This window comes from Mammaliicoccus sp. O-M54 (assembly GCF_022386035.1).
Classification (GTDB): Bacteria; Bacillota; Bacilli; order Staphylococcales; family Staphylococcaceae; genus Mammaliicoccus; species Mammaliicoccus sciuri_A.
Map to the genome: position 1 here is coordinate 21,664 of NZ_JAJNJE010000009.1, position 13,750 is coordinate 35,413.

Genomic DNA, 13,750 nt, shown 5'->3' on the forward strand with positions numbered 1-13,750 from the left:
TATAAGGTGATCAAATACTTATATACTATACGAGAGTATGTATAAAAATTCCTAATAATTTGAGAAGATATCTTTTTTTCTATATGGTACATTCAATCCGGAAAATAGTGAAAATAATAGTCCAATTATTCCTATAATAATTGATATAATTGTACTTGGAGAAATTATATACATACCAAATACATCTTTAACAATATTGGATTGATGTATAACAATACACAATAATATAATACTTAAAGGGTAAAAAAGTAATAATATTTTGATTGCCATACCTATATAATTAAATAGAATAGTCTCTAAATTAATCTGTTTATTTATAAATGATAGTAAAAAATACATTAACCCTAAAATAAAATAAGATGTGCTAATAAAATAAGGCGTTAATAGAAGTACGTTTCCAACATTTATTAGGTTTCCAGAATTAGAGATATTATCTATCAATGAATATATGAATGATATTCTATTAAATATAGGTGAAATAGTTAAATCATATAAACCTAAAATGGTTATTGAAAAAAATATAATTGTTAGATTTTTTGTATACCATTCAAATTTTAATAAATCAATAAGCTTAATGAATAAATTTTCCATATATCTTTCTCCTTAACAATTATTCTATAGCGTCTATTCCATATCCTCTTCTCAAATAACTGTTTATTCATCGTATAAGGAATTAATTACTCTTTCTAAGATATGCTAAAAAAGGGAATCCTTCTTTTTCCCTTTCCTTTTTTCCGATACTTAACTTATATTATAGACTCGGATTCGCTTAATAAGTTAACTCCCAGTTCTAAAAATATACTTATCATAAAAATTTGCCCATATGTTTTGATTGATACATTCATTTTGAGCTGTGTAAATTAATATTATTATAATTTAAACATTAGGAGAATCTATTAATCTTTTAGATTTTCATACAGCAATTATACATCCTAAACAAATCTTTCGATTATATTAACCACCCATTAAAACTATGTTCTAGTTTTAATACATACATATAATCAGTTTTTAGGATTTAATATTATACTCTATTTATCTAATATAGTTGCTTAAATTATATTAGTTAAGATATCTGGCTTATTATATCTTTCTCATAGTGCTTCACTTGAGAAAAAATAGTATCCTTAAATTTCTTCTCAACATTTTCTTCATCAGGCTCTATATTATAAAAGTTTTTTAGAATATAACGTTTGCGAGATAAATCTATTTCATCAGGTTTAAATATATAGTGACTTTTTTGTAAATTATATTTCATCTCAAAATAAGTTTTGCTGAACTTTTTGATTTCTTTTATTTTTTCATTTGTAGTGATTTCACTAACTTTACGTTTTACGAGCATATCTAAATGATATAAAATTGTTAAATCTGTTATTTGTAAATAATGAAATAACCATCCATATCTATTGTGTTTATGGCTTCCATCATCTTTATTATTGATTATACAACCTGTTATCAATAAATTTAAGTTAAATATCATTTTTTCAAGAGAATACTTTTTGTCTCTCTTAAAGGCAGTAATTATATTTAATAGTTTATTCTCTAGTTTGTTAATACTTTTTTTATTCATCACAATTCTTACAAGATCTTTAGAATTACTTTTATTCCCTATATCATAGCCTAAAAAATTAAACTTATCATTATATATATTACCCACTCTACATTTACTTTCGTTTATTTCTAGACTTAAATCTTCTTTTAGTTTCACTCTAATTTCCTCTTTAAAACTATTTGCCTCTTCTTCACTTGGAAATAATAATAGTAAATCATCCACATATCGTATATAAGTTACGTTTTCTTTTTCATTATAATATCTATCAAATTCTTTTAAATATATATTAGATAAAATGTTTGAAATTGCTATACCTTGAGGTAACCCTCTATCGTTTTTACTAGTACTTGGATATGTAGGTGTTTCAATAGCTTTTTTAATAAGATTAATTGTTTTCTTATCTTTAATCCTATTTTTTAATTTCTTTAATAAAATGTCATGTTCTATTTCATCAAAAAAACTCTTAATATCTATTTTTAAAAAGTAAGATCTATTTTCATATTGAAATTCTTCTTTTATTTTCTTTATCCATTCTTGTGGTAATTTGGTTCTTTTGTATTCTGGATAATAATTTTTCAATGTTTCATTTAATGCTTTTAAACAAACTTTATCAGTCATTGTAGGTATAGATATACATCTAGGTAGTTCGTTCCTACCTTTTAATATTAATTTTTCTTTATATGAAGTAAAACGATAAGAATCACATAAAACATCACTTCTTATTTTTGATATAATTTCTGGCTCAATTTCCTTAAATCTATTATGTGTCATATTGTCTATACCTATGGCAGTATTAAACTTCACACATTTATTACTTATTTTTATTAAATTGTTTAATTTGAATTGGCTTTTTAGTAGTTTTCTGTTCAAAATATCGACCTCTATTGATCAAAAATATATTAATAGTACGATTGGGAATATTAAAATAAATATATAAAGCAAATTATATATATAATTACTTAAAATTGGCCAAGATGTGTTGCTTTCTTTTCTTCTCTTAACTTTTTGATAATCAATTTCCTTATGATTTGGAGTACTTTCTAGAATTTTTATATAATCATTTTTAATTTTCATAAACAATTTTGATGATTGTTCATCATTATATTGATCAAGACAATTTTCTAAATCATCTAATTCCTCTTCAATTTTCATTAATTCTAAATATGATCTTTTATATTGAATTGCCTGCTCTTTAAAATCCATGGAAGCTATAATTACGCTGACTCCCATAATAGCTATAGACAAAAACAAACTAATTAATGATTGGATTTCACTATTATAAACAATAGATAATATAGAGATTATAATTAATAAAGCAGAATAAAAATTTAGAAATATTATTGCTTTATTATTATTTGCTAAACACCTTGCTTCAGCGTTCATTCGTGCTTTTTTAGTAATCCAAACTTTATTATTTTTATAATTTTGTACTATATCTTTAATTTTTATTTCCTCATTTCTAGTTTAAATAAAGGTAGAAGCAGAGGTATAAAAGAAGAATATGCTAAGTAGCCTTTAAACTATTTTGTTATGGTATTAGGTAACAAGAATATTGATAATATCTTGCCTTTAAATCGATTGATTTAAAACCTCTGCCTCTTTAATATTTTAAAATAAAATCAAATTTATAACAACTATATTTTAGTTTTATCTCTTTTAATATTCCTTCATTAAATCTAATATTAATTTATTTTAAAATTGACTATTTTTACCGTTTTACGATTAACACCATCGAATTTTAGAGGCTCTTCCCAGCACACGAAAAAAACTGAACTTAATTTGATAAGTTCAGTTTTTCCTATTATATCCTAAGCTTTTTTCTACTTTTCTTCGGATAGTTTTTTATTTGTACGTTGTTGTAATAATACGGCTACTGCTCCAATGATAACGATAATTGCAATAACGCCTGCGATTCCTAAGAATTTCGCGATATAACCGACTACAATTCCGACTGCTAAGAAGTCTGTGTCTGAGAACGTAGTGGATGCTGCGCCTAAATCACCCATGAATGGTAATAGTAATAATGGTAAGAATGTTACTAAGATACCATTTAATGCTGAACCTGCGATTGCACCTTTAATACCACCTCTTGCATTACCGAACACACCTGCTGTTGCGCCTAAGAAGAAGTGTGGGACAACGCCTGGTAATATAACGACGCCACCAATTAAGAACATAATAAACATACCGATGACACCTGTAATGAAACTTACAAAGAATCCAATTAATACTGCATTTTGTGCATAAGGAAATACGATAGGACAGTCTAATGCTGGTTTCGTATTAGGTACAAGCTTTTCAGAAATACCTTTAAATGCTGGTACAATTTCAGCTAAGATCAGTCTAACACCTGTTAAAATGATAAACACACCTGCAGCAAATGTCACACCTTGAATAACAGAGAAGACAATAAAGTTAGTGCCATCACTTAATTCAGAATGAACGAAACTTGGACCTGCAAATAAAGCTGCTATAATATATAGAACGATCATTGTTAGTGAGATACTGATTGTACTTTCTCTTAGGAAACTCAATCCTTTAGGGAAGTTAATATCTTCTGTTGATTTTGATTTCCCAGAAAATAATTTACCGACTTCTCCTGCTGCCCAATAACTAACTGTTCCAAAGTGACCAATTGCCACTTGATCAGACCCCGTAATTTTCTTCATTGTAGACTGACCAAGTGCAGGTAATACAGCCATAATCAATCCTAAAATAATAGATCCCATAACAACTGTCATCGTGCCTGTAATGTTACCAACAGTTAGAAGAATCGCTAGAAACGCTGCCATGTAAAAAGTATGATGCCCCGTTAAGAAAATGTACTTCAAGTTCGTAAATCTTGCTATAAATATGTTCACAAGCATACCGAACATCATAATTAATGCTGCTGTTGTACCATAATCTTTCAGCGCAATTGATATAATGGCTTCGTTATTCGGCACGACGCCTTGAACACCAAATGCTTCATGAAACATTTTTCCAAAAGGTTCTAGTGAATTTGTTACAACGCCTGCTCCAGCACTTAAGACTAGGAATCCGAGTATCGTTTTAATTGTGCCTGACGTAATGTCTGCTGCTGATTTCTTCTGTACAATTAACCCGATTAACGCGATAAGTGCTACGAGTATAGCTGGTTGACTAAATACATCTACAAAAAATCCTAAAATTGAATTCATGTTGGTGTCTCCCCTTTGCTTATAATATGTTCAATCCTTTTAATTTTTCTTCAAGTTTATTTTGCAATTCTTCTTTGTCTAAAATATTATCTAACACAACTACTTCACCTAAACGTTGTGCATTCTCTTCTAAGTCTCTTCCACAAATAAATATATCTGCCATATCTGGACTAGCTGTCATAATATCACTGTGTTCTACTTCTATATCAGATGGTGCTTGTAAATTCTTCAAAGCTTCTTGTGCATTCATTTCTACCATGAAACTACTTCCTAAACCGTGTCCACATACTACTAAAATTTTCATATTAATCATTCTCCTTAAATATATTGATAATTTCTGATTTGCTGTTCGCATCAATCAGTGATTGAACTGTTTCTTTGTCGCTTAAAATAGTTGCTAATTTCCTTAAAATTTCAAGATGTGCTTCATTATCAATTGCACTTAAAACAAATATTAACGATGCATAATGGCTATTATCCGAGAAATTAATATGTTCATTTAATTTAAGTAAGCTTAACCCTACTTTATGAACATCATCATTCGGTCTTGCATGTGCAATCGCAATCTCTGGCGCAATAACAATGTATGGTCCCATATCATGCACACTTTGAATCATTGAATTGATATAAGCTTGATTAAAATAACCCACTTCCAATAACGGTTGAGCTGCAATTTGAATACTCTCTTCCCAATTGGATACTTTTTCTTTAATTTGAATGTGTTCTTCTTTTATAATCAAGGTCAAATTTAGACACTCTCCTCACTTTGGCTTGCTTTTTTTATGAGTTGTCGTATTACTGCTTTGTCGCCTTTCATTAATTCTGCTCTTGCGTCTTCATCCATAATGATTTGACTCAACTGACCAAGTGCATTCAAATGTATTTGTGGTTGGCTCGTCGCAAGTGTAATCACAACTTTTACAGGATCAAATCGTTCATGACCGAAGTCTATGCCATCTTCGAAATGTGTAATAGACATGCTGACCGGTACATTTACATTTTCAAAATTCGAATGAAGTAAAGCAATATTCGGACCAATGACCATATACGGTCCAAATTTATCTAAATGCTTCATAATATCGGTACTATATTGAGGATTTACATGGTTTGAATTCACCAACATTTCAACACTCTTTTGGATGGCTTCATTTCTACTTCCAACTTTCACATGTGTTTCGATATGTTCTTCTAGAATGACATCTTCTAAGCTCGGACCGACCGTTTTGAAACTGGATATATATCGTTCTCTATAATCATTAATCATTTCATTGATCTTGTTTCTATCATCTTTATTCAAGAATGGTGACACTTCTATCGTTGGTACTGAAAAACCTTCTACTGGAACGGTCGAAAGTATATAATCTACACCGTGAGATTTCAGAAAGCTTTCTGAAATGTCATATATTGAAAAGGCATCTAATATTTCTAACTCTGGGTAAATATTTTTTATTCGGCTTTTCAACAATTGTGATGTTCCAACGCCAGAACCACATAATAAGATGACTTTAATATGTGTCGTTTCCTCGTTAGACATGCGTTCTATTGAAGATGCAATATGAAGTGCTAAATATGCAATTTCATCTTCGTTAAATTTAACGTGATAGGCTTCTTCAAATATCCAAACTTGTTGTTTAATCGCTAAAACTACTTCATAATACTCTCTTAATATCTCTTGCTTTAGAGGATTCTCATGTTGCATATTGAAAGACATGCGATGAATTGCCGGTTGTAAATGTGTGACAAGTCCTGTTATCAATTTATGGTCATGCATAAGCGGAACACCTATTTGAGCACTGACTTTTTGAATAAATAATTTAGATAGTTCCGTAATATTCTGTTGTGATTGTTCTTGATGATACTTGTTTACACGTGCACCTAATAAATGCAAAGTTATAAATGCCGCTTCACTTTTAGGAAATACGATATCAAATAACTTTTCTAACTCGGCAGTTATTTGAATGGCAATTTGAAATGCCTCTGTCTTACGCAGCCTCTCATACTCTTCATCAGGGATTTCAAATACAAATTCTGCTTTGGCACGATGAATTGCAATAATAATGTGATATATTAAACCATCAATACCAACTTGAACTAATTGAAAGTCTTGATTATTAATGGTCGTAATCACAGCTCGTCGTATTTTCTCAAGCTCTTCTTTCGAGAATACTTCAATACCAATTTGTGCAGTGGATTTCTTAAAGTATTCATTCACCACATGCGCATATGCTTCTCTGAGTTGCTTTTCATTACCTTCTATTACAAAACCTTTATTCTTTTTATATTCCAGCATAAGGCCATACGTTTCTAACCAAGCTTGAACACTTTTCAAATCATCTACAACCGTTCGTCGTGATACATTTAACAAATCTGCTAAACTTTGAGAACTGATTGGCTGTGTAGATTCAAATAATCTTAGAATAATTTGTTCTTTTCTTTCATTCTTAGAATAATGAATATCTAACTCAACATCGGATGATGCCATGTAGCTTTCTTTATGTGATAATTTGACGCCTAAACTTTTATTTCTTTCAACATCAATATTCAATTTCTCTTTAAACGATTCGATATACTCTAAATCATATTGAATCGTACGTTCACTCACTTGAAATAAAGATGCTAATTCAGAAATCGTGACGAAGTTGTTCTCAGATGATAAATAAGACAATATATTTCTCTGTCGTTTACTCAGCAATCAAATAACCTCCCTGTATTTATTGTAAGCGTTTACTGATTGTTATAGATGTGTAATCTACTTCGTTATATAATCCGAAACATTTCACATCAATGCAACTGATTGCATTATTGCATAAAAAAACCACATAATCTGATTGTGGTCAGATTATGCGGATATTCATTAAATCAGCTATTTAGTTGTTCAAACAATTCTATAATTGCGCGCCGTTTGTTAAGATAACCTCTTTATACCAGTCGAAAGAATCTTTTTTAGATCTATTGCCTGTACCGTTGCCGTCGTCATCTTTATCTACATATATAAATCCGTAACGTTTACTCATCTCACTTGTAGACATAGATACTAAATCAATAGGTCCCCATGCTAAGTAACCCATTAAATCTACACCGTCTTGTACAGCTTTTTTCATTTCTTGTATATGTTTTTGTAAATAATCTATTCTATAAGTATCGTGAATGCTTCCATCTTCTTCTACGACGTCTTTCGCACCTAATCCATTTTCTACGATGAATAATGGTTTATGATATCTATCCCAGAATTCATTTAGCACGATACGGAGTCCTATTGGATCTATTTGCCAACCCCAATCTGATGCTTCCAAGTATGGATTTTTCAAGCTATTCATCAAGTTGCCTTCTGTTACTTCTCCTTCTTCACTGTTTGCGGATAATAACGACATATAATAACTAAATGAAATATAATCTACTGTATATGCTTTAAGTGTTTCTAAGTCACCATCTTCAATCTTTAATGAAAAATCATTTTCTTTTAAAAATTGTTTATAGTAGTTTGGATATTCTCCTAAAGCATGAACATCTGTATATAGTAGATTCATTTGATCTTCTTGCATAGCTTTTAGTACATCTTCTGGATTACATGTATATGGATAATGTTTCATTCTCGCTAACATACAACCAATTTGTGCGTCTGCATCAATTTCTCTTAGTGCTTTTGTTGCTAAACTAGATGCTAATAATTGATGGTGTAACGCTTGATAAGATGCTTCTGTTGGATTCTCTAATTTATCTGAAATGATACCGCCACCTGTGAATGGTGAAATATTAATGATATTGATTTCGTTAAATGTCATCCAATATTTCACTAAACCTTTATATCGATTAAACACAGTTTTAGCATAATGTTCAAAATGTCCAACAACTGCACGATCTACCCATCCATTATATCGCTCTGTTAAACCATATGGCGTTTCATAGTGACTCAAAGTGACAACAGGTTCGATATTATATGATTTTAATGTTTTGAACACTTTTTCATAAAATGCTAATCCCGCTTCATTTGGTTCTGCTTCATATCCTTTAGGGAAAATTCTAGACCAATGAATAGATAATCTAAATGCTTTAAATCCCATTTCAGCTAATAATTTAATATCTTCTTCATAACGATGATAAAAATCAATACCTTCTCTTTTAGGGAATCGACCGGTATGTTCACCGCTCAACACTTTCTGAATATGTTCAGTTGTCACTTCCATATGATTATCTTTCGTTCTTTGATCTTTCGGAATATATTCTACAAAGTCCGCACTTGATAAACCTTTACCATCTTCATCAAATGCACCTTCTATTTGATTGGCTGCAGTTGCGCCACCCCATAAAAAGCCATCTTTAAATCCAGTGTTCGTCTCCATATTCATTACTCCTTTGATAGTTGAAATTTAATAGCTTAAGTCTTCACCATTTGTTTGAATCACTTTTTGATACCAATAGAATGAATCTTTAGGTGTACGGTCTAAAGTACCGTTACCTCGATTATCACGGTCAACATAGATAAAGCCATAACGTTTCTTCATTTCTCCGCTTCCTGCTGAAACAAGATCAATACAACCCCAAGATGTATAGCCTAATAACTCAACACCGTCTTTAACAGCTTCAATCATTTGATCTAAATGTTCACTTAAATATTTAATTCGATATTCATCATGAATCTTACCGTCTTCAGTTACTTCATCTTTCGCACCAAGTCCATTTTCTACAATAAATAATGGTTTTTGGTAGCGATCATAAATTTGATTCATTGTAACGCGTAAACCTACTGGGTCAATTTGCCAACCCCAATCAGAAGCTTCTAAGTAAGGATTCTTTAATGATGCAAATGCGTTGCCGGCACCTTTTTGTTTATTAACTTCTTCATCTCCACTTTCTAATCTGCTTGAATAGTATGAGAATGAAATAAAATCGACAGTATGTGCTTTTAATATTTCTGCATCGCCTTGTTCTTGTTGAATCTCTACACCTAATTCTTCAAACATGCGTTTACTATAACTCGGATATTCACCTCTTGATTGCACATCAATAAAGATATATTGTTCTCTATTTTTCTGAAGTGCTGCTAACATATCTTGAGGATGACAAGTATTTGGATAAACTTCCCCAGCAGCTAACATGCAACCAATTTGGAAATCTGGATTAATTTCTTTACCGACTTTAGTAGCAAGACTTGAACCAACTAATAAATGATGTGCAGCTTGATATTTAATTTGTTCAGCATTAGCTTCATCTTCAATAATGAGCCCACCACCAATATAAGGTATGTGTAAAATCATGTTGATCTCGTTGTGTGTTAACCAATATTTCACTTTATCTTTGTAACGTTCAAATACAACTCGACTGTAGTTCACAAAGAAATCAATCGTTTTTCTGTTATACCAGCCACCGTATTCTTGAGCTAAATAAAGTGGTGTATCAAAATGATTTAATGTTACTAAAGGTTCAATGTCATAAGCTTTTAAAGTATCGAACACTTTATCATAAAAAGCTAAGCCTTGTTCATTTGGTTCAGCTTCGTCACCTTTCGGGAAAATTCTTGGCCATGAAATAGACATTCTCAACACTTTATAGCCCATTTCTGCAAATAGTTTAATATCTTCTTCATAACGATGATAAAAATCAATCGATTCATGACTTGGGTAGTAATCAAATGTTTCTTTTAAACCTTTAGCTGGATTGAATAATGGAATTTGTCTTTCTTCTCCTGCTGGTAGAACATCCACTAAACTTAATCCTTTACCATCAACATCATATGCACCTTCACATTGATTGGCTGCTACTGCGCCACCCCATAAGAAATCTTTACTTAAACTCATTTAAAATCCTCCTCTATAAAATAACCGTCAATATATGTTTACCTGTTTCAATCGTTTTATGATCTTCAAGAACGACATCTTTTGCTAAATTTGAATTTGTGACAACAACCGGAATAACTGTATCGTAACCTTCTTGCTTAATTGCTTCTCTATCGAATTCAATTAAAGGTTGTCCGATTTCAACTGTTTCTCCTTGTGATACAAGCGGCTTGAAATACTTTCCTTCTAATTTAACTGTATCAATACCAATATGAATCAATACTTCAGCACCATTGTCTGATTTTAATCCAATTGCATGACCAGTCGGGAATAAACTTTCGACAACACCATTAAATGGTGCCACAACAACATTGCTATCCGGTTCAATCGCAATACCTTTACCCATTGCTAAAGATGAGAAGACAGGATCTTGAATCGTTGTTAAATCTACAACATTACCTGATACTGGTGATTCTACTAATACATCATTTACGACTGCTTCTTGTGCTGTTTCTCCAGCGTCAGCACCTTTTTCAATTGTTGCTTCTTTCTTATCACTATGCGTTAAATAACCGACAATTAAACCAAGCACTAATGCTGCACCTGTTGCGATTAATGACATCCAGAATGCCATATCTAATCCTGCTTTGCCGATAAAAATTGTATATCCGAAAATACCAAGTCCGCCCATAAAGAACATTTTCGTACCTGCCCAACCGATCATAGCGCCAGTTATCCCCGCTATAATACAGCTATAAATAAATGGTTTCTTTCTAGGTAAAGTAATACCGTAAATAGCAGGCTCTGTTACGCCAAAGATACCTGACACGAATGCAGGAATACTTAAAGATTTAAGTTGCTTATTCTTAGTTCTAAAGAATATACCTAATACAATACCTGTTTGAGCAAATGAAGCTGCAAACGTTAAAGGTATAATAATGTCGTATCCTGATGTTGAAATATTATTAATGGCAATGGCTACTAGCCCCCAATGTAAACCGAAAATAACAAGGACTTGCCAGAATGCGCCAACCAATAATCCTGCAAATAATGGACTAAAGTTATATAAACCTATTGCACCTGCACCAATTAAATTGGCTGCCCATGTAGAGATAGGTCCAATAATTAAGAATGTTAATGGCACAATAATAATTAATGTAAAGAATGGTACTAAGAACGCCTTCACGACATCTGGTATAACTTTCTTCAAGAATTTTTCTAATTTAGATGCAAAGAATACTGAGAACACAATAGGAATAACACTTTGTGTATAAGTCATTGATATGACTGGGATGCCTAAAAATGTTAAAGCACTTTCTGATTCAAAGAATGTGCCACTAAAAAGCATCGTTGCATTTTCATTACCTAACGCCATCGCACTTACAAGCGTTGGATAAACAAGTGCTGCACCTAGTGCCATACCAATAAACTGATTAGAGCCAAATTTCTTCGCTGCTGTTAAACCTAAGAATATTGGGAAAAAGTAGAATAATGCATCACCAATTGCATGCATGATTTGATATGTTCCCGACTTTTCAGTAAGCCAACCAATTGCTAAAAATAGTGCTGCGAAACCTTTGATCATCCCCGCTGCAGCTAACACACCTAAAATTGGTTGGAATATACCTGAAATCAAATCAATAAAGCGATTAAATAATGATCCGTTGCTTGATGAACTACCACTAGAAGCACCATCACTCATATTTGCTTCTTTACGAACTGCATCATATACATCTGGAACATGATTACCAATTACAACTTGGTATTGACCGCCCGATTCCATGACCGTCACAATACCTTCTTTATTCTTTAAATATTCTGTATCAGCTTTTCCCGTATCTTTTAGCTGAAATCTTAATCTTGTAATACAATGCGTTAAAGAATTGATATTTTCTTTACCACCGACTTTCTCTACGATATCTTTTGCTAACGCTTCATACTTCATTTAAATCCCTCCATTTTCATAGAAAAAACCCAGAATAATACATACGAATCCCAATGTTCGTTATGCATTACTCTGGGTTTTGCCTACTTAAAGTTACAATCCCAAACAGCAAATTCACTTGCCGTTTAAAGTAATTGTTTATTAATTTAAATTTATTATAACGCTTACATTTTATTTGTCAACGCTTTCATGCAGATTTTAATAATCGAGCAATATGTAGAATAAGATAAACCCTTTCGTCATTAGATAAATCGTGATTATAATTTCTTTTTAGAAAATCACCAATTTTATCGACACAACGGTTGGATTCACTATATTTTCTCTGTAAAGATGCCAATAAAGATATATCCATCACTTCTTCTAAACTTTCAGAATTAATTAATCTCTGACTGAAGAATTTTAAATGTGTTATAAAACGCGCATAACTTAATTCTTCTTCAAAAATATCTAAATTAAAGTGATATCTCACTAGATTCACAATACTCTGAGTGATTTTTGTAATTTCATAAACGTTTGAGATAGACTCGTTCATATTCGCATTGACGATATGCATCGCGATAAAGCCAGCTTCGTCTTTAGGCATATCAAGATTAAAATGTTTAGCCACCCTATCAATACCGAACAAACCAATTCTATATTCATCTGGATATAATCGCTTAATTTCATAAAGCAAAGGATTATTAATAACTGTACCTTCTTTATGACGTTTAATTGCATAATTTATATGATCCGTTAACGCTATGTAAATAGATTCAGACAATGGTTCTTTATAAAGTTTATTCGCTTCAACAATAATTTCCTGAGAAATGAGTAACACATCATCATCTAATTCATTAATTAAAGTAAGCATTCTCTCTTGTTCGTCACTCGTCATTCTAAAAATCTTATCAATTTTATCTTTCTCAATAGCCTGGCCATTCTTCTTCCCAAAAGCAATACCAGCCCCCATTACAATGCGTTCTTCCCCATTAATCTTAGAAATCACAACATTGTTATTTAAGATTTTCGTAATCTTCACGACATTCACCCTTCCAATAAATGTACTGACTTTTCAATTAATTATCATTATAGCAAGAATTAAAAATAATGAAATAATTTATATAGTTGTTTTAATTCAGTTCTTATATTTTTGGTGAGTCTTTGCTTGGGGATTATATAAGGTGATATGGTGGCGTTGTGAACACTTTCGTCCAAACTTGTTCATAACAGGGGCGATAGTTACAAAACTCAGCCGAAGTGTTACTATAGACCTCCTTAGTTACAAAACTCGGTTGAAGTGTTACTAACACACCCACTATTTGCA

11 protein-coding genes are annotated in these 13,750 nt (G+C 31.5%); all 11 read right to left on the reverse strand.

The features are described from left to right. Window positions 1-51: 51 nt before the first annotated feature. Window positions 52-591, reverse strand: coding sequence for a hypothetical protein (locus LQ673_RS12950; RefSeq protein WP_204171248.1), 540 nt, complete (start codon window positions 589-591; stop codon window positions 52-54). A gap of 472 nt (window positions 592-1,063) precedes the next feature. Further along, a complete protein-coding gene (locus tag LQ673_RS12955) occupies window positions 1,064-2,419 on the reverse strand; it encodes a reverse transcriptase domain-containing protein (protein ID WP_204171247.1) in 1,356 nt (451 codons plus the stop codon). An 18-nt stretch (window positions 2,420-2,437) separates the two neighbouring features. Continuing rightward, window positions 2,438-2,998: an SLATT domain-containing protein gene (locus LQ673_RS12960; RefSeq protein ID WP_345772912.1), complete on the reverse strand. Its 561-nt coding sequence runs from the start codon at window positions 2,996-2,998 to the stop codon at window positions 2,438-2,440. 371 nt (window positions 2,999-3,369) lie between these two features. Next, window positions 3,370-4,728 (reverse strand): PTS ascorbate transporter subunit IIC, encoded by a 1,359-nt coding sequence (locus LQ673_RS12965; RefSeq protein WP_191836434.1) that lies wholly within the window; start codon window positions 4,726-4,728, stop codon window positions 3,370-3,372. Between the two features lie 19 nt (window positions 4,729-4,747). After that, complete coding sequence (locus tag LQ673_RS12970) at window positions 4,748-5,032, reverse strand: PTS sugar transporter subunit IIB (RefSeq protein ID WP_025906341.1); 285 nt, start codon at window positions 5,030-5,032, stop codon at window positions 4,748-4,750. 1 nt (window position 5,033) lies between these two features. After that, window positions 5,034-5,474, reverse strand: coding sequence for a PTS sugar transporter subunit IIA (locus LQ673_RS12975; RefSeq protein WP_048541650.1), 441 nt, complete (start codon window positions 5,472-5,474; stop codon window positions 5,034-5,036). A 2-nt stretch (window positions 5,475-5,476) separates the two neighbouring features. Continuing rightward, the gene (locus tag LQ673_RS12980; RefSeq protein WP_191836433.1) at window positions 5,477-7,420 is read right to left on the reverse strand and encodes a BglG family transcription antiterminator; all 1,944 of its coding nucleotides are present in this window, start codon (window positions 7,418-7,420) and stop codon (window positions 5,477-5,479) included. A gap of 193 nt (window positions 7,421-7,613) precedes the next feature. Next, entirely contained in the window at window positions 7,614-9,068 is a 1,455-nt protein-coding gene (locus LQ673_RS12985) for a glycoside hydrolase family 1 protein (RefSeq protein WP_191836432.1), read from the reverse strand. A 27-nt stretch (window positions 9,069-9,095) separates the two neighbouring features. Further along, the gene (locus LQ673_RS12990) at window positions 9,096-10,523 is read right to left on the reverse strand and encodes a 6-phospho-beta-glucosidase (protein WP_126476526.1); all 1,428 of its coding nucleotides are present in this window, start codon (window positions 10,521-10,523) and stop codon (window positions 9,096-9,098) included. Window positions 10,524-10,536: 13 nt separating this feature from the next. After that, complete coding sequence (locus LQ673_RS12995) at window positions 10,537-12,447, reverse strand: beta-glucoside-specific PTS transporter subunit IIABC (RefSeq protein WP_191836431.1); 1,911 nt, start codon at window positions 12,445-12,447, stop codon at window positions 10,537-10,539. Window positions 12,448-12,634: 187 nt separating this feature from the next. Continuing rightward, window positions 12,635-13,465, reverse strand: coding sequence for a BglG family transcription antiterminator LicT (licT, locus tag LQ673_RS13000; RefSeq protein WP_191836430.1), 831 nt, complete (start codon window positions 13,463-13,465; stop codon window positions 12,635-12,637). Between the last annotated feature and the right edge of the window lie 285 nt (window positions 13,466-13,750).